The 20,382-nt window shown below is 36.9% G+C and carries 14 protein-coding genes; 11 read left to right on the top strand and 3 right to left on the bottom strand.

Annotation, left to right across the window (positions count from 1 at the left end; translation table 11 throughout):
- Window positions 1-84: 84 nt before the first annotated feature.
- The 10 genes from ACFOUY_RS19015 (at window position 85) to ACFOUY_RS18970 (ending at window position 15,921) form a co-directional block, all read left to right on the top strand.
- Window positions 85-2,457, top strand: coding sequence for an ABC transporter permease (locus tag ACFOUY_RS19015; RefSeq protein ID WP_378962850.1), 2,373 nt, complete (start codon window positions 85-87; stop codon window positions 2,455-2,457).
- 636 nt (window positions 2,458-3,093) lie between these two features.
- A complete protein-coding gene (locus ACFOUY_RS19010; protein ID WP_378962849.1) occupies window positions 3,094-3,678 on the top strand; it encodes an RNA polymerase sigma factor in 585 nt (194 codons plus the stop codon).
- Between the two features lie 148 nt (window positions 3,679-3,826).
- A complete protein-coding gene (locus tag ACFOUY_RS19005; protein ID WP_378962848.1) occupies window positions 3,827-4,945 on the top strand; it encodes a FecR family protein in 1,119 nt (372 codons plus the stop codon).
- Between the two features lie 272 nt (window positions 4,946-5,217).
- A complete protein-coding gene (locus ACFOUY_RS19000; RefSeq protein WP_378962847.1) occupies window positions 5,218-8,577 on the top strand; it encodes a SusC/RagA family TonB-linked outer membrane protein in 3,360 nt (1,119 codons plus the stop codon).
- A gap of 10 nt (window positions 8,578-8,587) precedes the next feature.
- On the top strand, window positions 8,588-10,051 hold the full coding sequence (locus tag ACFOUY_RS18995; RefSeq protein ID WP_378962846.1) for a RagB/SusD family nutrient uptake outer membrane protein: 1,464 nt from the start codon (window positions 8,588-8,590) through the stop codon (window positions 10,049-10,051).
- 33 nt (window positions 10,052-10,084) lie between these two features.
- A complete protein-coding gene (locus ACFOUY_RS18990) occupies window positions 10,085-10,921 on the top strand; it encodes a DUF4843 domain-containing protein (protein WP_378962845.1) in 837 nt (278 codons plus the stop codon).
- Window positions 10,922-10,941: 20 nt separating this feature from the next.
- Window positions 10,942-12,372 carry a PKD-like family lipoprotein gene (locus tag ACFOUY_RS18985; protein ID WP_378962844.1) on the top strand — a complete coding sequence of 477 codons (1,431 nt, stop codon included), beginning with the start codon at window positions 10,942-10,944 and terminating at the stop codon, window positions 12,370-12,372.
- Window positions 12,373-12,408: 36 nt separating this feature from the next.
- Window positions 12,409-13,542 (top strand): redoxin domain-containing protein, encoded by a 1,134-nt coding sequence (locus tag ACFOUY_RS18980; protein ID WP_378962843.1) that lies wholly within the window; start codon window positions 12,409-12,411, stop codon window positions 13,540-13,542.
- Between the two features lie 94 nt (window positions 13,543-13,636).
- A complete protein-coding gene (locus ACFOUY_RS18975; RefSeq protein ID WP_378962842.1) occupies window positions 13,637-15,310 on the top strand; it encodes a S1C family serine protease in 1,674 nt (557 codons plus the stop codon).
- 371 nt (window positions 15,311-15,681) lie between these two features.
- A complete protein-coding gene (locus ACFOUY_RS18970) occupies window positions 15,682-15,921 on the top strand; it encodes a hypothetical protein (protein ID WP_378962841.1) in 240 nt (79 codons plus the stop codon).
- Window positions 15,922-16,210: 289 nt separating this feature from the next.
- Here the strand turns inward: ACFOUY_RS18970 and ACFOUY_RS18965 are convergent, their stop codons facing one another.
- The 3 genes from ACFOUY_RS18965 to ACFOUY_RS18955 all read right to left on the bottom strand — a co-directional run bounded on the left by ACFOUY_RS18965 (window position 16,211) and on the right by ACFOUY_RS18955 (window position 19,829).
- Complete coding sequence (locus ACFOUY_RS18965; RefSeq protein WP_378962840.1) at window positions 16,211-17,326, bottom strand: alpha/beta hydrolase-fold protein; 1,116 nt, start codon at window positions 17,324-17,326, stop codon at window positions 16,211-16,213.
- A 204-nt stretch (window positions 17,327-17,530) separates the two neighbouring features.
- The gene (locus tag ACFOUY_RS18960) at window positions 17,531-18,901 is read right to left on the bottom strand and encodes a glycoside hydrolase family 43 protein (protein ID WP_378962839.1); all 1,371 of its coding nucleotides are present in this window, start codon (window positions 18,899-18,901) and stop codon (window positions 17,531-17,533) included.
- Between the two features lie 73 nt (window positions 18,902-18,974).
- A complete protein-coding gene (locus ACFOUY_RS18955) occupies window positions 18,975-19,829 on the bottom strand; it encodes a glycoside hydrolase family 31 protein (protein WP_378962838.1) in 855 nt (284 codons plus the stop codon).
- Between ACFOUY_RS18955 and ACFOUY_RS18950 the strand changes: the two genes are divergently transcribed.
- Window positions 19,815-20,378 (top strand): glycoside hydrolase family 16 protein, encoded by a 564-nt coding sequence (locus tag ACFOUY_RS18950; protein ID WP_378962837.1) that lies wholly within the window; start codon window positions 19,815-19,817, stop codon window positions 20,376-20,378. The genes ACFOUY_RS18955 and ACFOUY_RS18950 overlap by 15 nt on opposite strands.
- Window positions 20,379-20,382: the final 4 nt, after the last annotated feature.

Genomic DNA, 20,382 nt, shown 5'->3' with positions numbered 1-20,382 from the left:
ATAAAAACAGGCTTATAAAGCGCTCAACACATAATTTAAAATTGGAATAGAATTAGTAATACTTTCAACAAGAAAATACCTACCATGTTCAAACTCAACCTAAAAATAGCATTCCGAAATCTTTGGAAAGATAAAATGGTCTCACTGATTAATATAATCGGCTTAGCAACTGGCTTGGCGGCGTGTGTGTTACTTCTATTATACGCTAATTACGAGTTGAGCTATGACCGGCAGGGTAGGGATTCAAATAAGGTTTATCAGGTGATGACCAATTTTCAGGATGCGGAAGGAAAGATAACCAATACTGGCGGGTCAGCTGGAGATGGAATTGCAGAAGCCATTCGAGAAGAAATACCACAGGTTGATAAGATTGCAAGGGTCGGTGGCGGCGACCGTTCAGTAATTTCTAATAAGCAAAAATTGTTCAAAAGAAAAGATTTTTTTGCCGATCCGCAGATTCTGGACATTTTTCAATATGAGTTTATTGTCGGAAACCCAAAGACGGCTCTGAATTCCCCGGATGGGGTTATCCTTACCTCTGAGACTGCTAAACTCCTATTTGGAACCGTTGATGTGCTAGGAAGAGTAGTAAGGTATAAAAACTCAAGAGACCTGAAAGTTACAGGCGTGATCAAAGATCTTCCTAAAAATATGTCTCTTAGGTTTGATTATTTAATGTCTTGGGATTTTTTCAAAAGTATTAATGATTATGTACGAAATCCCGGATGGGGTAATTTTAATTTTTTAGCCTTCGCTAAAGTTGATGAGCCTCGAAATATTGATTTTATAAATTCCAGCGTAAAAAAACTTTTCAATGAAAACTACAAAGATCAAAAAGCAGAAAATTTTCTTTTCCCATTTTCAGATATCCATTTACATGGTGAATTTTTAGCGGGTAGAAGTATTGGAGGCGCAATAGAAAGAGTCTATCTATTTATTGGACTTGGTTTAGGCATCCTACTAATCGCGTGTATAAATTTCATGAATCTGGCAACCGCCAGGTCTGCCCGAAGAGCTAAGGAAGTTGGGATTAAAAAGACGATAGGTGCTAGTAGGATATCACTGGTGATCCAGTTTCTAATGGAAGCTTTTCTACTCACTATTCTTTCCATCCTTATCGCAATCATCATAGTCGAAACAACTTTGCCTTTTTTTAATAACCTATTAGAAGTTGGCATACAGATTCCATATTCTAGTGCGGCTTACTGGATGGGTATTCTGTTGGTTACCCTTTTTACCGGTGGAATTTCAGGTGCTTATCCAGCGATTTATCTTTCTGCATTTAATCCTCATAGTGCAATTGTAAACAAAAATGGCCGTTCTAATTTGTTTTCTGTAAACGTAAGACAGCTTTTAGTTGTTATTCAATTTTCTTTTGCAATTGTTCTTTTAATTGCTACTCTGGTTATTTACAGGCAACTGCAGTTTATAAAAAACAGGCCAATTGGATATTCTACTAGTTTACTTGCGGAAATCCCTCAGGATTACCAGTTCCTCACCAAGTTCGAGATACTCAAATCACAGCTGATAAATTCAGGGGCCGCAGTTTCTGTTAATCAGTCCTCACAAAGTATGACCGGAGTGAGTAATTGGTTTTACGGCCTCAAATGGCCAGGTATGGAAGATAAAGGAAAAGAGATTGTATTTAACCGTTTGCAAACTCAATATGATTTCCTGAAAACTACAGGGGTTGAATTAATTGAAGGAAGGGATTTTTCGAAAGATTTTGCTTCCGATACCGCCGGGGTAATGCTCAGCCAGAAGGCCGTGAAAATGATGCAGCTTAAAAAACCCTTAGGGAAAAACATTGACCTTTTTGGGCAAAAGCTTCAGGTGATCGGCGTATTTAAAGATTTCATCTGGGATTCTCCATACCATTCCGGTCGTCCAATGATTATAAACTTTAGTAAAAGTGAAGGCGGAAATATCAACGTGAGGCTGAATCCAAATAACAGTTTAAGTCACAACGTTGAGTTGATTGGTGCAATTGCTAAAAACATTGACAAAGATTATCCATTGGAGATTTCCTTTGTCGACGACTTGTTATCTCAGAAACTTCAGTCCGAAAAAGTTTTGGGATTACTTGCTAATGTCTTTGGTGGTATCGCCATTTTAATCTCCTGCCTTGGCCTATATTCCTTAGTGAGTTATAGTGCAGAGCAGCGTACAAAAGAATTTGGGGTGCGAAGAGTCCTTGGCGCCTCGGTTGCCAGTATCATTCAGTTACTCTCATTCTCATTTTTAAAAATGGTACTTATTTCAGCTGTAATTAGTGTGCCAATCGCTTATTTTTTGATGAAAGAATGGCTTAACGGTTTCGAATTTCAGGTGGGATTGTCACTATCAGTCTTTCTAATATCAATATTTATGACGATTCTTATTGCATTTATAACTGTGTTTTTTCAAGCTTATAAAGCTGCAACAGCAAATCCCGTCAGCGCTTTGAAGTATGAATAGACCGCAACATACCCGAACTTTCAAAACTTATTATCTTATTTTTTGCAAAGCAAAGTTGTATTTTTCAAATCATGAAATTTCATCTGCAATTAACATAAATGCATATAGAAAGTAATTCAGTGAAAAAGAGGATTGTTGTTTTTACAAAAAATAATCTTGCTGCTCTAAGGTTGCTGGAATCCATATGTGAAATAGAGCATAATTGGGAGGATTACCTAAAAGTCAATTATGAAAATGTTGATCAAATCCCAATGATATGCCGCTTGCTCATTGATGCCAACATCGATATTTTACAAATATTCATTCAGACCATTTGACCTTTTGGAATATTGGATAAATATTATTGAAACAAGTATATACTGTTTTAAGCAATTCCCTAAACATGTCGTAATTATTTGATTACTAATTGCTATTGTAAATTTTGGTGCTAATTTAAACTGCAAGCTCACTTAATTTATAAACGAGTTCTAATACAGCTTCAGTTTTGTTCATAACAACAATTTTTTTATGCTTTTCAAGCAATTCAACAAACTTTTTAGTAGTTATTGGCTTTTAAAAAGAATTTTGTGCGAGTTTAATATAAAAACTAGGTTATAATTTCGGTTTATTTAATATTATCTTTGCTTATCAACTCTTATGTATTCCTATAATTCTTATTCAGACAATGAATTGGCTTTCTTGCTCACCAAGGATGATGAAAAGGCATATACAGAAATTTATAACCGATTTTACGGTTTACTATTTGTCCACGCAAGCAGGCGTTTAAATGATGACGAGGAAGCCAAGGATGTCGTTCATCAGTTGTTTGAATCTCTATGGGTTAAACGTTTACAGATAGAACCTGAAAAGAATTTGTCGGCCTATTTGTATGCTGCCATCCGAAACAGAATACTTGATGTTTTTGCACATCAAAAAGTAGAGCATAAATATGTTGATTCCTTGCAAAGTTATTTGGATAAGGATAATGTTCGAACAGATTTTCGTATTCGCGAAAAGCAGATGGCTTTATTAATTGAACAGGAAATAGGTGCACTACCGCCAAAAATGAGAGAAATATTTGTTCTTAGTAGAAAAGAAAACAAATCTCACAAGGAAATTGCTCATGAATTGGGTATCTCTGAACTAACAGTTAAAACTCAGGTAAAAAAAGCCCTAAGAATTTTACGAAATCGATTGGGAGTTGTTATTTATCTTATACTTCTTCTAAAAATTTATAGATAATTTCAGCTGCCTCTCTGTAAAAATCAGTTATTTTTGACTTATTTCTCTATTTAATTATTTTTTTTGCACAAAACTATTTTTCTTATACCCCCAAGGTAGTAGCTTCGCCGTATATATAAGTAATCAACCAAACTAGATTTCTGTTATTATGGAGAACGACGCGAAAAAGCTTTTGGAAAAATATCTTAATGGCAACAGTACCGCTGAAGAAAGTGCAGTTGTAGAAGATTGGTATTTACAAATTCAATTTGAAAAAGATGCACCAAATCACGCAGTTATCGAAGAAAGCAAGAAGCAGATTTGGAGCAAGTTGCATCGAAATAGAAAATCCAACGTTCTGCCCATGCTTAAAATGGTTGGTATCGCCGCGAGTATTGTATTGAGTGTCGCAGTTGGTTTTTATTTTATAAAATATAACAGCAGCTCCAGTCTACAGGCAAATACTACACCCTTAAAGAGTATTCTTCCTGGAGGGAAAAAAGCTATTCTAACCCTATCAGATGGAACAGTTGTTGATTTGGACAATGCTAAAGATGGGCAAATAGCGAATCAAAATGGAATTGTTGTCCTTAAAAGCAAAAATGGCGGGATAGAATACCTTATAAAAGATGAACATCGAATTTCTTCAGGCATCAACACAATATATACCCCCCGTGGCGGGCAATATCAGGTAAGCTTGCCAGATGGTACAAAAGTGTGGCTGAACGCGGCGAGCTCTTTAAAATATCCTTATTCTTTTGCAAAAACAGAACGATTAGTCGAGTTAAAAGGGGAGGCTTATTTCGAAGTTTCGAAGGATAAAACAAGACCATTTAAGGTACGAACCACAGGCCAGACTGTCGAAGTCTTAGGCACACATTTTAATATAAATGCCTACCAGGATGAGGATTTAGTAAAAACTACACTTTTAGAAGGAGCTGTAAAGGTAATCAGCCCTACATCGAAATTACAATTACGCCCGGGTGAGCAATCACTGTTGAGTACAGGAGGGGATAAATTAACTGTAAATACGCAAGTTGATACTGATAAGGAAATAGCTTGGAAAAATGATGTTTTTTCTTTTGATGATGATGATCTAAAAACAGTTATGCGTCAGATTTCTCGTTGGTATGATATCGATGTTGTTTACAAAGGCAAAATTGATAATGAAAAATATGTAGGAGAAATTCCAAGAAGCAGTAACCTATCAGAAGTATTCAAAATTTTGGAGCTTAACCATATCCATGCAGAAGTTAAAGGAAAGGTTTTAACTATATCTGGGAAGTAATTGGAACAAAATAGCTAAATAAACCTCGAAAATAATCAACTAATCAACCACCAAACTAAACTTTATGATGAAAAAACTACCGGAAATTTAAGAACTATACCTACAAAAAACCGAAAGCGCTAGAACGCTTCCGGTAGAAATTTGGAACAGCAGCTGGGTTTCGAAGCAAGCTGCTATTTATTAACCTCATTCAAAACAAAGGTATGAAATTAACTACCCTTTACAACCCCGTATGCGAAATGCGGAGGGTAAGGACTAAAATTTTATTGGTCATGAAATTGACTATTATTTTACTACTGGCGGGTGCACTACATTTATCTGCCACAACCTATTCTCAAACAGTAACTCTATCCCGTAGAACCAGTTCTCTAAAAAACATATTTAGGGAAATTAAAAAACAGACTGGCTACTATTTTTTTTATAAAGGGCAACTACTTCAAGGTCGTCCTGAAGTGATGATAGAGCTTAAGAACGCGTCTCTTACTGATGCACTTAACGCCTCTCTTAAAGGTCAGGATTTAAATTTTAATATTGTTAATAAAACAATTGTAATCAGTAGTACAGAGCGTTTGCCGCTACAGGCTAATGCCCGGGTAACTAAAACTGATGTTAGAGGGCAGGTGGTAGATAAAACTTCTGGAGAACTTATTCCAGGTGTTAATATCTCCCTCAAAAATGGCCCCAACATTGGTATTACTAACGAAAAGGGCGAATTTCTTGTTAACGTTAATGAAGGAGCAATCCTGGTATTCAGCTATGTTGGTTATGAGCTTTTTGAAGTAAAGGCAAATACGGTCAAAAGTATGACTATCAAGTTGGTTTCCAAGCAAACCCAAATGAACGATGTGGTGATTACAGGTTATCAGACGATTAAAAAAGAAAATTATACTGGAAATGCAATTACCATCAAAGGAGATGAACTCAAGAAAAACAATCCTCAAAATTTGTTAAAGAGCATCCAGTCTTTTGACCCATCGTTTAAGGTTCTTGATAATAATTTATTCGGTTCTGACCCCAATGCGCTACCGAAAATTAACGTTCGAGGAGCTACAGCATTACCTTCAATAGCAGATACAGAAAATATATTGGATAGAAATAATCTATCGAGCAATTACAATCTTCCTGCTTTTATGCTTGATGGATTTGAGGTTACATTACAAAAGGTTACCGATTTGGATATTAACAGGATAGAGTCTGTAACCCTACTTAAAGATGCTGCAGCAACAGCAGTTTACGGCTCAAGGGCAGCGAACGGCGTAATTGTGATTACCACAAAAGCACCCGTTGCAGGTAAACTTCAGTTATCTTATAATTATGAATTGAGTGTAAATGCGCCAGATTTAACAGATTACCATGTCCTTGATGCCAAAGATAAGCTTGCTTACGAGAAACTTGCAGGACTATACAACGCCTCACTAAATGCTGCTTACAATCAGGAACAGTTGGATGCTGAATACTTTTCTAGACTAAAAAATGTTGCCAGCGGGGTAGATACCTACTGGTTATCGCAGGCATTGAGAAATGCCTATCGTCAGAAGCACTCTCTTTATGTGCAGGGTGGCGACCAGAAATTTAGGTATGGTGTTGATCTTCGCTATGAAACTCAACCTGGGGTAATGCTAAAATCAGACCGAAACCGTTACAGCGGAGGCATGAATTTTACTTATAATCCAACTTCAAAGTTGCTGTTTAGAAACGAGATTAGTATTACCCAGGTTAATGGAAATAATTCTCCTTACGGTGATTTTTCTACTTACGTAAGGATGAACCCATATTACCCTAAAACTAACCAGAACGGAGATCTTATTCAGGAAATTGCAAACTGGGAGGTAGACACTCATCTGCTTGGAGATAAGCAATTTAAAACAACTTATGTGTTTAATCCTCTTTTTGAAGGTGAACTGGCAAGTTTTGATAAGTCGTCAAATCTGGAATTAATTGATGCCTTTTCTGTGGACTGGAAACTTAGCCCGAGTTTGACTTTCAAAAGTCAGATAAGCCTGAATAAGAGTAAAGTTACTGGTGATAAGTTCGTTTCACCGTTGAGCAGCAAATTCTATTCTTATGCAAGTGATAAACTAAACAATAAAGGCTCTTATACCCTTATCGAAAGCGATCGTTTGGCTATTGATGGAAAGGCAACCCTGGGTTACAACAAACAGATTGGAGAGCAATATTTTAATTTGGTGCTGGGAACAAATGTAGTTACTTCTAGAAGTGACGATAAATTAATAGAAGCGCAGGGTTTCTCTAACGATCGTTTTACAAACATTGGTTTTGCGAGAATTTATAAAGAGGATTCTGCTCCTGGAGGCAATGTTTCAGAGAAACGACTTGCAGGTGCTTTTTTCTCAGGAAATTACTCCTATCAGAATAAATATCTTTTGGATGCCTCCTTCCGCTACGAAGGTTCATCTGCTTTTGGTTCCAATAAGAGATTCGCTCCATTTTGGTCGACAGGAATTGGCTGGAACATGCATAAAGAATCTTTTATGGAAAACCTAAAGGTAATTAGCCAGTTGCGGTTAAAAGCAAGTACCGGAATTGTTGGTTCAGTTTCTTTCCCGGCTTATCTTTCTAAATCGATTTATCAGTATGAACCTTCAAACTGGTATTCAACCGGATTAGGCGCACAGGTTCTTGGTTATGGAAATAGTAATCTGCAGTGGCAGAAAACCAAAACCTATGATGTTGGTATCGACTTGGGCCTTCTTCAAGACAGGTTTGTAATCTCACCAAGGTATTATTACAAATTGACCAAAGGTTTGATCACAGACATTGACTTGTCACCTTCAACCGGCTTTACTACCTATAAAGAAAATCTTGGTGACATGGCAAATGAAGGATATGAACTTTATCTAACCGCAAATGCTTTTAGAAACAAAGACTTTAACATAAATATTACGGGAAATTTAGCTCATAACGTAAATACTTTGGTTAAGCTTTCAAACTCACTTAAAACACTTAACGATAAAATAGATCAGTACCAAACCAACCCTGATAAGAATGCGCAATCTACACCGCTGCTTCGTTACAATGAGGGTCAGTCATTGACGGCAATATATGCAGTACGCTCATTGGGGATTGACCCAGAAAACGGTAAAGAAATCTTTTTGAAAAAGGATGGCTCGGTGAGTTATCAATGGGATGTTAAAGATATTATGCCAGTTGCCGATGGTGCACCAAAGGCTGAAGGAAACCTATCTGCAAACATTGGCTACAAAAATTTTATGGTCAGCCTGAGTTTTTATTATCGCTTTGGTGGTTATAGTTACAACCAAACATTGGTAGATAGAATCGAGAATGCAGATCCGCGTTTCAATGTAGATAGCAGGGTTTTGGATCAAAGATGGATTAAGCCTGGAGATCAAACGTTTTTTAAAAATATTGCCGACCTCTCTATTACCAACGTGTCCTCAAGGTTTGTACAGAAAGACGATTTGCTAGAGTTAAGATCAATTTATCTCTCTTATGATTTCAATAGAGACACGATTAAGAAACTCGGTTTCCAAAATCTGCGAACCACAATGACCCTGAACGATATTTTCAGGACTTCTAGCATTCAGATGGAAAGGGGAACCAGTTATCCTTTTGCACGAAGTTTAACGGTTTCATTATTGGCCTCATTCTAAATTTAAGAACATGAAAAAATATATTCTAATATTACTTACCCTTTTTGCACTTTCTTCCTGTAAAAAGTTTCTGGATATTCAGCCTGAGTCAGACGTTTCCAAGGAAGAATTATTTACTTCGGAAGAGGGATTTAAGGAAGCCTTGAATGGTGCCTATGTTGGTTTTGCCGGAGCCAATCTTTATGGCGGAAACTTAACCTTTAGTAACCTTGATATTATGGCTCAAAACTATCAGTTTAACGATGCAACCTTTCAACGGATTGCTCCATTCGATTATACTATTCCAAGTTTTATAGACAAAATAAATTCTATTTGGACAGGTTCTTATAAAGCTATTGGTAATGTTAACCAAATTTTAGAGGTAATTGATGACAGGAAAGCCCTGTTCAGAGATAATAATTATGCAATCATAAAGGCTGAGGCTTTAGCCTTGCGGGCATATATGCATTTCGATTTACTAAGAATGTTTGGCACTTCTTATAAGAATAATCCCACTTTTAAAGCAATGCCCTATGTAACAACAGTAAGTACCAAAACTACGGTTTATTCTACTGTTGCTGAGGTTATGGATAAAGTCATAGCAGATTTACAGCAAGCAAAAGCATTATTAAAAACTACAGATCCTATTATTAATGCTTCTTATGTAGTTGGCTACCCTCAAGATGTAAAATCCACAGAACTAAAGAATTCATCTCTATTTTTACAAAACAGAAGGCATCGTCTTAACTATTATGCAGTAGTTGGAGAATTAGCAAGGGTTTATTTATACAAGGCTGATAACGTTAATGCATTAATCAATGCGAAAGAGGTAATAGCGTCCTTAAAATTCCCGTGGACGGTAAAGGAAGATTTCTTTAACGCAGACGCTGCCAAGCGTGATCGCATTTTTTATAATGAAATTGTTTTCGGTTGGTTTGTGCCAAAATCATTAGATCAACTCAATGGTCTATTTTCAAATAATAACCCGGATTACTCCTCCACCGCTGATCAAATCAATTCTATCTATAATCTTGGAACAGTAGGAGCAGATGATTGGAGATATAAACAATGGTTTAGATTGATAAAAAGCGCTGGAAATGCAGATCGTTTTTATCTGCAGAAGTACATTGTCAATTCAGCGCCGATTGTAAACTTACACCCACTAATTGCTCCTGCATTGCGTTTAAGCGAGCTATATCTGATAGCTGCCGAGGCAAGCTTTGATGGTAGCCCTGCAGCGGCGGTAGATTACTTCAATATCTTGCGCACACACAGAGGCATCGGAAAAGCAATTACAGCGGATATTTCTAAAACAGATTTTATAAATCAGCTGGAGGGAGAATATCGAAAGGAATTTTATGGGGAAAGCCAGAACTTCTTTATGCATAAGCGCCTTAACCTAAATATTATCACCACCTCTGGATTGATTTATCCTCCAACAGATAAGCTTTTTGTATTTCCTCTTCCAGTAGATGAACTCGCTTATAGAAATTAAACTTAACAGAAGAAAAAGATGAAAAAAAATATCATGTATATCATGCTTTTAGGCACAATTCTATTCGGATGTAAAAAGAACGATATGATGCCTTACAGCTCGCTGGATAATGTATACCTGCAGTATTTAGACAAAAGTGGAAATCAGGACACTACGACAATTAGTTATTCATTTGCCTATAATCCAAGTCTTGCCAACGATACATTATGGGTTCCTATTGTGGTAACAGGTCCTCGAGTTTCACACAGCAGACAATTTGTTTTAGGAATAGTAGATTCACTGACAACGGCAGTAAAAGGAACGCATTATGAGGCCCTAAAATCCTCTTATACTTTGCCCGCGGATTCAGGGAAGGTTAAAATTCCTCTAATTATTAAGAATAATGATGATGCGCTGGCCACTAAGTCAGTTACGTTGGGGATTAGAACTTTGGCTGGCGGAGATTTTTCTGCTGATCTTCCAATCGATTTGAGAAGCAAAAAAATAATCTTTTCTAATCGCCTGGAGAAACCCGCCTGGTGGATTTATTGGGAGTCACAATTAGGCGAATATGGAAGAATCAAACACCAACTGTTCTTGATTTCTTCTGGTACAGTTGATTTGGTAGACATGTCGAAACCTAATGCTTATCTGGAAATTCCCAGAACGCTATATTATATTGAGAACTTTAGAGCCTTTCTCAAAGATCCTGAAACCTGGATCGTCAAAAATCCTTCAAAAGGTTACCTTCTAACGAAAAAAGCCGATGGTTCTGGAGATTATGACTTCTATAATGAAGCTACGCCAGCCAAGCGATATACCCTAAAATATTTTGCTCTCGTTAATGGATACTTCTTTATAGATGAGAGTGGAAAACAAATTATTATTTAACATTTCATTAAAACATGAAGATGAAGTTTAAACTGATTTTTATACTGGCCTTGATGGTCAGTTTATATACGGCCTGTAAAAAAGATCTCGGTAATTACGATTATAATCCGCCCTCGGAACCTACCTTAAGCGCTTTTAAGGATTCTACATTTGCTGCGTTATTGGGTGATTCGCTTGTGTTAAACCCAAAGGTTTCTTTGGAAGGAGCAAATCCGCTTACAGACCTTGCTTATGAATGGAGGATAACAGTACAGGAAGAGATTAGAGAAGCCGTTTATACTGGATTTCCGTTAAGAATAATTTACAACTTAGGCCCAGGTTTACGCAGCGCAAAACTGATTATAACCGATAATCGCAATGGTCTTAAATATGTGCTGCCGTTTAAGGTTAATGGTACTACACAATTCTCATCAGGCAAATTTGTGCTCAGCACAGATAATGGTGTTACTAAGTTTTCATTTATAAAGCCAGATAATAAAACCGTACTCGCAGATATTTACAACGCCTTAAACGGGCAAACCTTGCCTAATAATCCAGTACAGCTTTATTTTGCTGATCCACTGGTTTACCAACCAATTACTCAACAGCAATTCTGGATTTTATGTAATGATCCTACGAAGAAAAGCCCATTGCTTGATGCCAGCACATTATTGAGGAAAAGTTATTTTGACGACCAGTTTTTTACCCCACCATCCACTATTGTACCAGGGTACCTGGAGGCATTTTCTGGCTGGGTGCCCACTGGTGTTGTGAACGGACGAATGTATGTCGGTGTCCAGTCAACCGCACCTTTTGCACCAGATTATGGGAAGTTTGCCAATGATCAAGCCGGAGACTATAATTTATCAAAATATTTCACGCGTACCAACTCCTTCTATTTTGCCTTCGATATAAAATCAAAGGGCTTTGTAATATTTGCTGGTGATGGGAGCTATCTCGGTAAAGATTACGTAGTGGATCCTGCAGGAGGAGGCTTCGATCCTAAAAATATCGCTATGGATAACCTTCTTTTTATGCAGACGGGTCCAGGTGGCACTTATTACGCTTTCTTTAAGTCGTCCGATGGAAGCATTTACGAGCTTGCTTTTACTTATCAATTTGATTCGGTAAACAAAAAAATTAAGGCTGAATATAAAAGAATTTTCAAAGGTGCTGCCATGATAAATGCCGATACGAAGTGGCAGCGAAGTAGCTTAAACGTTTTTTATTTTACTTCTAATGATAAGATTTACAGATATAATCCATTAAACGAAGAACTGAGACCATTGGATGCCGATTTCGCTGGTAAGAAAATTTCGATGCTAAAAATTAGTGCTGATGATAATACACTTACCGTTGGCACCGAAGGGGCTATATATTCAGTAGACGTAAGCGTCGGTAAAAATGGCGCAATTTCTCAAACCATTAACGGCATTCCCGGCACTCCGGTAGATGTTGTTATCAGAAAATAATCACATAATAAAAATAAAAATTATAAAAACTTAAAAATGAAACGATCAAAATTAATATTATTGGCAATCCTACTTCCTTTTATAAGCTTTGCCCAAGTAGCAAATTTTAGTTTAACAGGTAAAATTGGAAATTTGAATAAGCCTGCTATGGCTTATATCGACTATATGGACAATGGCGTGAGTCACGAAGACTCAGTTGCTCTTGTAAACGGTAGTTTTAAGTTTATGGGCAACGTTTCGGGCTATGCCTATGCAAGAATGGCGTTAGATCATACAGGAGAGGGAAAAGGAAAGGCCGTGTACACTGGCGACGTAATCTATTTTTATTTTGGAAAAGAGCAGGTTACCATAACTTCTAAAGACTCTTTGGAGAATGCAGTTTTTTCAGGTTCAAAAGTATATCAGGAATACGATGCTTATAACAAAGCAATTGGAGGCACTATTATGGCGCTTACCAAGGCAGTGAATGCTGATTTTAATAGCGGTACTCCCGAGCAACAGAAAGACAGTACCTATAGAAGTGCAGTAGATCAGCGCTTTAGAAAAAACATAAAAAATCGTTCAGATAAACAACTGCTTTTCGCAAAGGAGCACCCAAACTCATATTTTTCTTTGGTAGCTCTTTCAGAAGCAGCCGGAAGCCCGGTTGATGTAGCTAAAGTGCAACCCCTTTTTAATGCCCTTAACAAAGAATATCGTTTAACTGATATGGGAAAAGAACTGGCTCAGCGAATTGAAGCAAATGGAATCACAGCCGTTGGAAAACAGGCTCCTCTATTTACTCAAAATGATGTAGTTGGAAAACCAGTTTCTCTGGCTAGTCTTAGAGGTAAAGTTGTTCTGGTAGATTTTTGGGCAAGCTGGTGCGGGCCTTGTAGAGCAGAGAATCCAAATTTGGTAAAACAATATAATACCTACAAAGATAAAGGCTTTCAGATTATTTCGGTTTCCCTTGATAATGTTAAAGAACGCTGGTTAGAAGCAATCGAGAAAGACAAATTAGACTGGTTGCACGTTTCTGATTTGAAAGGTTGGAACAATGAGGTAGGTCGTTTATATGGTGTTCGTGCTGTTCCTGCAAGTTTCTTGTTGGATGCGCAAGGAAAAATTATTGGTAATGGATTAAGGGGAGAAGATCTGAACAAAAAACTTGCAGAAATATTTAACTAAAAAACATTGAATCTTCCTATAATCTTGGTATGGCTATTTTCGGCCATACCATTTTTAAACGGGAGTGCTTTAAATAAATTCTACAACTATACTGATGAATATAAGACTAAAAGTTTTAACACTGGCTTTCCTGCTTTTAATGGCTAGCCGTGTTGATGCTCAAAAAAGACAAATCAAAAAATATCAGCATCAAATTGATGAAGCTGTTGAGAAAGCTTACCCTGCAAGTGTTAGAATTTGGGGTTTTGATTTAAAGCAAAATCAGCGCAACAGCGGGCAGTTTAGTGGTGTTGTAGTTTCTGCTGATGGATATATCCTTACTGCTGCCCACACAACCTCGCCAGGGAAAAACTATAAAGTATTCTTTCCTGACGGCAGGGAATGTATAGCCATCGCACTAGGTAGAATTGATAATAAAGATACGCCTGGTATACCAGATGTTGGCATGATGAAAATCTTAGATAAAGGTATATGGCCATTTGCTGAACTAGGCTATTCATCTAGTTTGGCTAAAAATGAACCTTGTATCAGTATTTCTTATCCAGAGAGTTTAGATCAGAAGTTACCAACCTTACGTTCGGGCAGAATTGAAGAGGTGAAAAATAAATACGGCTTTATCCGCTCCAGCTGTAAAATGGAGCCAGGCGATTCAGGTGGGCCACTATTTGATTATATGGGCAGAGTGATTGGTTTGCATAGCGCAATTGATACACTCGAAGACCAGAATTTTGAAATTCCGGTAGATATTTATCGTAAATATTGGACAGCACTGAAGCAGGAAAAAAATTACACCAGCTTTCCAGAAAATAAGGACACTGTCGAGAATGACCCCTTATATAAATTAATTCAAAAAGATAATAAATCAGGGATTTACAGCCCGAAAATTTCGTCTTCCGCTAAATTCGGAAATATTTCGTATTTATTGGAAAGTACGCTCGACGGTAAACCAGTCAAGATAGCAGCTACTTTATTTAATGTTACAGTCGCTGGTCATGAAACCAAACAATACTTTTTAAGTAAGAATTCTTTAGTCGGTAAAAATCCTGTAATTGTACTCAATGGTTACAGGAGAGCGCTTAAAGTGGTGCAAAAGGATCAAAACAATGATTTGGTACTCCTTAGTTTTGTCGGTAAAATAAAAGGAGGAATAGACTTAAAGCCTGACCTTGATAATCAGCCGGAAATTGAAATGGGGAAGTTGCTGTATACCGCAATGCCTAACGGGCGTCAACTGCAGGGCGTGATAAGCAGTCCGGTTTTTAGTTTGCCTAAGTTGACCAGTCAGGCCTACTTTGGAGCAATGGTAGTGTATAATTCCAGTCCCGTATATTTTTCATTAATAAAGGCGAAAAGTCCAGCTGAGGTTGCAGGACTTAAAGTAGGGGATGAACTTATCAGTATTAATGGAAAAAAAATATCAAAAGCTGAAGATTTTTCTTCAGAAATGCTAAAATTCTGGCCTGGAGATGAGGTTAACTTTGAATGGTTAAGTGAAGGTATTCTGAAGACAAAAAAAATCTTACTGGCTGAAAAAAATCAACCTCATTTTAATCATCCGGCAGAGAAGTTTGAGGGTGGGAAATCTATCAGAAGGGATGGTTTTAATGAAGTTTTCGCCCAGGACGGCGCAGTAAAGTCAACAGAATGTGGTACACCTGTATTTGATATGAATGGAAACTTTGTCGGAATCAATATTGCACGATTCAGCAGGACTGCAACCATTTGCATTTCTTCAAAGATTGTAAGCAACTTCATTTTAAATAATTAAAATACCAAAAAGAAAGGGGTATGGGTCATGCTTTTGGACATTGGGTGCAGATTTTTCTAAAATTGGATGGCCGAAATGTGGTGAAATTGATATTTTTGAACATATAAATAGTGAGCCAGTAGTTCATGGCGCTGCTCATTGGGGTGGAGTCAGCGATCTACATGTTCTTGATTAAACTTTGAACGACGCTTATCCAGAATATAAACAAAAAAGACTGCAACCTGATTCCATTTTTTGTAAGCAAAAATGGCGGTATTATAAAAGATAGCGTTAACTCTTTATAGGCGATTAATTCAGCTTTAATTAGAAAATGTGACGATCATTCAAAACAATTTTGAATGATTTTGCTTTTAAGTACATAATAACCAAATATGAGAGAGAAAGAAATCAGCAATGATCTTCAAAAGTTTATAGATAAATTCGAACCTGCTAAGTTCAAAGCGCTTACTGAAGGAATAGAAATCCGCGGAGTTAAAGATATTCACAGAAATCTTGCCCGTGCCAGAGAAGTTATTGATAGACTCAAACTTGAGCTGACTATCCATCACGATGCCGAAATGTTAAGTTACGGAGGTTTTGAGGTAAATAATATTCATAGGAATTTACTATAAGCATACTTCTTGATGAAAAATTAGGCTTATAATCTCTTTGACATTTACGGAAGTACCAATGATATGACCTTTTGTGGAATTGATGTAAAAAGTGTTGAGGGTAAAAAGGAAATTGAGGATGCATTAACCTTTCTGAGCGACCAGACATATGCTAACCGCTAAAAACATTTATACAAAAGAGCTCATAAATTCATTTTTTGATTTCTCCCAAACAGTGTCTTATCAGCTACATGATTTAAATTTTATAGCACTAATGATATATGGAACCAATACCTTTATGAGCGAAAAGTTACTTAAATAACAATGGTGCCAGTTCACGAAGGCTCCTTCTCCACGTTTGAAATTCATGTCCAGTATTTTCCGAAACATACGAAAATGCGTTGTAGCCTGCTTCTTTTAATGCTTTAACTGCATTTTTTACATTTTCTGGACGCTCTTTTCCTCCACAACTAATGAAAATTAATGCTGGTTTTGGTTTATCTTTAAGCTCTGAAGGGTTAAAAGTTCCGCCACTGAGTAGTGCATAAGAACCAAAAAGCTCTGGCTTATTCAAAGTGATGCTGTGTGTTTCCATGCCTCCCATTGATAATCCAGCCATAGCACGACTGTTTCTATCGGCAACTGTTAAAAAATTTGAATCTATATAAGGAATCAGTTCTTCTGTCAATACCGTTTGGAAGTTTTCAATTTTAAAGTCTTTCATACCTCCCCATTTTATTTCATTTGTCATTCCATACGTCATTACGATGATAAATTGCTTGGTTTTACCTTCGGCAATCAGATTATCCATAATTAAGTTTGCATGTCCTTGATTACTCCAGGCAGTTTCGTCTTCTCCCCATCCATGTTGTAAGTATAGCACTGGATAGCGTTTGTTGCCTTTACCATAACCTGGAGGTGTGTAAACGTATGCCCTTCGTGATGATTTTGTGCTCTTCGAAGAGAAAAGAATTTGCTGTACATAACCATGAGGAACGTCTTTCAATGCATAGAAATCCTGATCTTTTGCCGGAATCTCAATTCCGCTTTCCCAACGGGTTGAACCAAAATAGTTTAGTGCTCCTGGATCATTAAATACACCTCCGTCAATTGTGAGGTGATAATAGTGAAAGCCTTCGTCCATAGGCCCCGAAGTGGTACCTGTGAAGAATCCATCAGTGCCTTTAGTTAACTTGGTTCCTCCTTGACCACCAAGACCAAGGCTTACTTTTATACTATCTGACTGTGGTGCTTTAATCCTGAAACGAGCATACCCTTGCGAATTAACTTGAGGGAATTCTTGACCTGCTTGGTTTAAGGTAGATGGCTTAAAATCTTCTCTAATATTCTCAGATTGCATTTGGGCATGACATATACCGCAAATTAAAGTCATTGCCAAAGCGGTTGTTTTAAATTTTAGATTCATAATAATATTTGGTTATTTGAAGCTCTGTTTCTTATTTTAATGTTTCTTTTAAATTTTAACAATAAAATGAGCGTTGATAAAGTTAGAGTAGTAATCACTATTTAATAGCTCAAATTGTTTAGTTTTCTAGCATAAATGTTCATCTGTTTTTTGGCTGCAAAGCACGGTAACATTCTTCCTGTTTATCAAAGAGTTAACAAATAGCTATTTCATTCTCCACCAATCAAAGTTAAACAAGTCGCCTGCCTCTCCTTTGAATTTTAAATATATATCATGAACGCCTTTTACCCGACTTAACTTACATGATTTTGTTTCCCATTTTTGAGCATTTTTATTAGCCCCCACTTTACAAGTCCCGATTAATTTACCAGCAATGCTATCCACCCTAATTTCAATAAGACCTGTATGCGATAAAGAAGCTACTCTTGCTTCGAATTGTTGTACACCATCAGCTAGATTTACACCTTTAATTTTAATGTAATCATCGTTGTTGATTTTAGTTACAATTATATTGCCTGTTATACTGTCTTTAATAGTTTTTACACCCTCAGCCCAAGCAATTGTTTCTGCTTCAACTTTATTAAATGGATTTAGATTAGATGCACCCGTTATTACACCTTCTTTTGTTGGCTTAATCAATGGAATTGAACCATCGGGATTAAAATCAAACGATTCTATACAAACAGACCGCTTGAAACCTCCGCCACCTGCTAAACCGCCATTATGATAGAATAAATAAGACTTCCCCATAAAATCAATATACCCAGGATGGTTTGTAAATGCCCCACCTTCTTTAATAACGTCCATAATTACGCCACCGTAAGTCCATGGTCCGGTGGGGCCATCGCTTGTTGAATAGGATAGGTGCTCTGGAACACCTCCTGCAGGGTACATTAAGTAATATTTATTATTCCTTTTAAAAAGCCAAGGTCCTTCTTCATACGATGAAGGCCGTTTATCTGCCCCCTTTATTCGAGTGCTAAAGCCATCCTTTGTTAGTGGAACTTTAACAATACCAACTTCTTGATCGTATGATACCATGTCTTTATTCAACTTTACATAATAAAGTTCTGGATTGCCCCAGTAGAGATATGCCTGGCCGTCGGTATCGATGAAAACACTTGGGTCAATATACCCAAAGCCCGAAAGTAAAGGCTTGCCAATTGCATCACGGAAATTACCTGTAGGACTATCTGATACTGCAACGCCGATTGCATTTCCACCATTTTTTTGGTTAACAGGCAGATAATAATAAAATTTTCCATCCCGATAAATACATTGCCCTGCCCATGCATCGCCACGAGACCAGTTAAAGGTTTGGTAAGAAAGTATAGCGCCATGGTCAGTCCAGTTTACCATATCCTTGGAAGAGTAGCATCTCCAGTCGTTCATTGTGAAGAAGTTTTTTATCGTAACATCTTCATCATGAGAAGTATATAAATAAACCGTTCCATTATGTACCATTGGGGCAGGATCTGCTGTGTAAAAGGTTTGAATAATTGGATTTTGGGCAAATGCTGTAGCAATTGTTAATGCAATGAGCAAAACGGATAAACCAAATTTTTTAATTTCCATTTCTTATTATTATAAAATCATTTTTTATTATTTATGAGAATTCAAGCCCAGTTGTTTCTTTCAACTCAGTTTGTTAAAGTTTTATCGATATATTTTTCCCTGAATAAGTGATTACCTTTTCAAAGCTTTTTCCACTTGCAGTTTTGATTTCTTGATTAGCCTGAATTTTTATTATTTTAAATTTCCGATTTTCTAACATTCCAGAAAAATTGCCCTGTCTGGAACTTATATTTAAAGTGTTTTTTTTTGAGTTCCAATCGAACTTAATGTTAGAAAATGCACCGTTTTCATAATTGTAATTGTCGTTTTCATCTTCATATAAAGTGAATTTTCCATCTGCCCCGTCGTATATTCTGATCTCTAAGAAATCCCATTTTTTTTCTGTTGCATATTGTACATTAGGTCCAATTGGCAGTATTGTACCCGCTTTTATGTATAAAGGTATTGTGGCTAAGTTTGTAGTTTTTGTAATTTCCTGTCCGCCCTGATATTTTTCATTTGTCCAGAAATCGTACCACTGAGCACCTTTAGGGAGATACACTTTTTTTGATTTTGGTTGATTAAAGTCAACATTAACAGCCAAACTTTTGTGCAAAGAGTCTGATTTATTCCAGCCAGTTTCTTCATTAACTTTAATAGGTATTTCGGGAGTATACTGCGCATTAATTACCGGAGCCACCAAAATGGAACGGCCGAACATATATTCATTATTTATATTGAGAACCTTCTCATCATCAGCGAAATCCATCATTAATGCTCTCATAAAAGTAGATTGCTCTTGACTAACTGCATTTGCATTGGCATATATATAAGGTAGGAGGGAATATCTTAGATTGATGGCACTTTCTATTGCATCATAAACCGGTTCTCCTTTTTTACCGAACTGATAGATTTCTCTTGGTATATCGGTTCCGTGCGATCGCATCATTGGCGTAAAAAACCTCAGAATATTGAATACACTTCTGCTTGCTTAATAACCAAAGGGCTACACAGCTGGCAATATGGGAAATTTGAAATGAGGGCGCAAATAGATATCTCTTCGGGGTTATGGCCAGCCTTTTGGACTTTGGGTAATTCTGGGCATTGGCCTGCAAATGGCGAAATCGATATAATGGAGTATTACAAAGGAAAACTACTAGCTAATATTGCAAGTTTGGGTGCCAATAAAAAACCAAAATGGTTTAGTAAAACAAAATTTACAGAAGAACTAGGCGGAAAAGAATGGGCATCCAAATTTCATATTTGGAGGATGGACTGGGATAGTGAGGCTATTCGCCTGTATGTTGATGATATTTTACTAAACAAAGCAAATTTAAGTGAGCTTAAAAATGATGATGGAACGGATATAAATCCGTTTAAGCAGAAACATTACATATTGCTAAATTTAGCAATGGGTGGTTTAAATGGTGGAGAAATCGGGGATACTAAATTTCCAAATCAAATGAAGGTTGATTATGTGAGGGTTTACCAAAAGTAAAATA

The sequence above is a fragment of the Pedobacter jamesrossensis genome (assembly GCF_042650905.1).
GTDB classification, from domain to species: domain Bacteria; phylum Bacteroidota; class Bacteroidia; order Sphingobacteriales; family Sphingobacteriaceae; genus Pedobacter; species Pedobacter jamesrossensis.
Note: the sequence above shows the minus strand (reverse complement) of the source record. Positions and strands in the feature narration are given on the sequence as shown.

Bases quoted from the DNA above. Each gene is read 5' to 3' on its own strand.
- ACFOUY_RS18995 (WP_378962846.1), top strand. From the start codon at position 8,588: ATGAAAAAATATATTCTAATATTACTTACCCTTTTTGCACTTTCTTCC.
- ACFOUY_RS19000 (WP_378962847.1), top strand. From the start codon at position 5,218: ATGAAATTGACTATTATTTTACTACTGGCGGGTGCACTACATTTATCT.
- ACFOUY_RS18955 (WP_378962838.1), bottom strand. From the start codon at position 19,829: ATGATGCGATCGCACGGAACCGATATACCAAGAGAAATCTATCAGTTC.
- ACFOUY_RS18980 (WP_378962843.1), top strand. From the start codon at position 12,409: ATGAAACGATCAAAATTAATATTATTGGCAATCCTACTTCCTTTTATA.
- ACFOUY_RS18975 (WP_378962842.1), top strand. From the start codon at position 13,637: ATGAATATAAGACTAAAAGTTTTAACACTGGCTTTCCTGCTTTTAATG.
- ACFOUY_RS19015 (WP_378962850.1), top strand. From the start codon at position 85: ATGTTCAAACTCAACCTAAAAATAGCATTCCGAAATCTTTGGAAAGAT.
- ACFOUY_RS18965 (WP_378962840.1), bottom strand. From the start codon at position 17,326: ATGAATCTAAAATTTAAAACAACCGCTTTGGCAATGACTTTAATTTGC.
- ACFOUY_RS18985 (WP_378962844.1), top strand. From the start codon at position 10,942: ATGAAGTTTAAACTGATTTTTATACTGGCCTTGATGGTCAGTTTATAT.
- ACFOUY_RS19010 (WP_378962849.1), top strand. From the start codon at position 3,094: ATGTATTCCTATAATTCTTATTCAGACAATGAATTGGCTTTCTTGCTC.
- ACFOUY_RS18960 (WP_378962839.1), bottom strand. From the start codon at position 18,901: ATGGAAATTAAAAAATTTGGTTTATCCGTTTTGCTCATTGCATTAACA.
- ACFOUY_RS18990 (WP_378962845.1), top strand. From the start codon at position 10,085: ATGTATATCATGCTTTTAGGCACAATTCTATTCGGATGTAAAAAGAAC.
- ACFOUY_RS19005 (WP_378962848.1), top strand. From the start codon at position 3,827: ATGGAGAACGACGCGAAAAAGCTTTTGGAAAAATATCTTAATGGCAAC.
- ACFOUY_RS18970 (WP_378962841.1), top strand. From the start codon at position 15,682: ATGAGAGAGAAAGAAATCAGCAATGATCTTCAAAAGTTTATAGATAAA.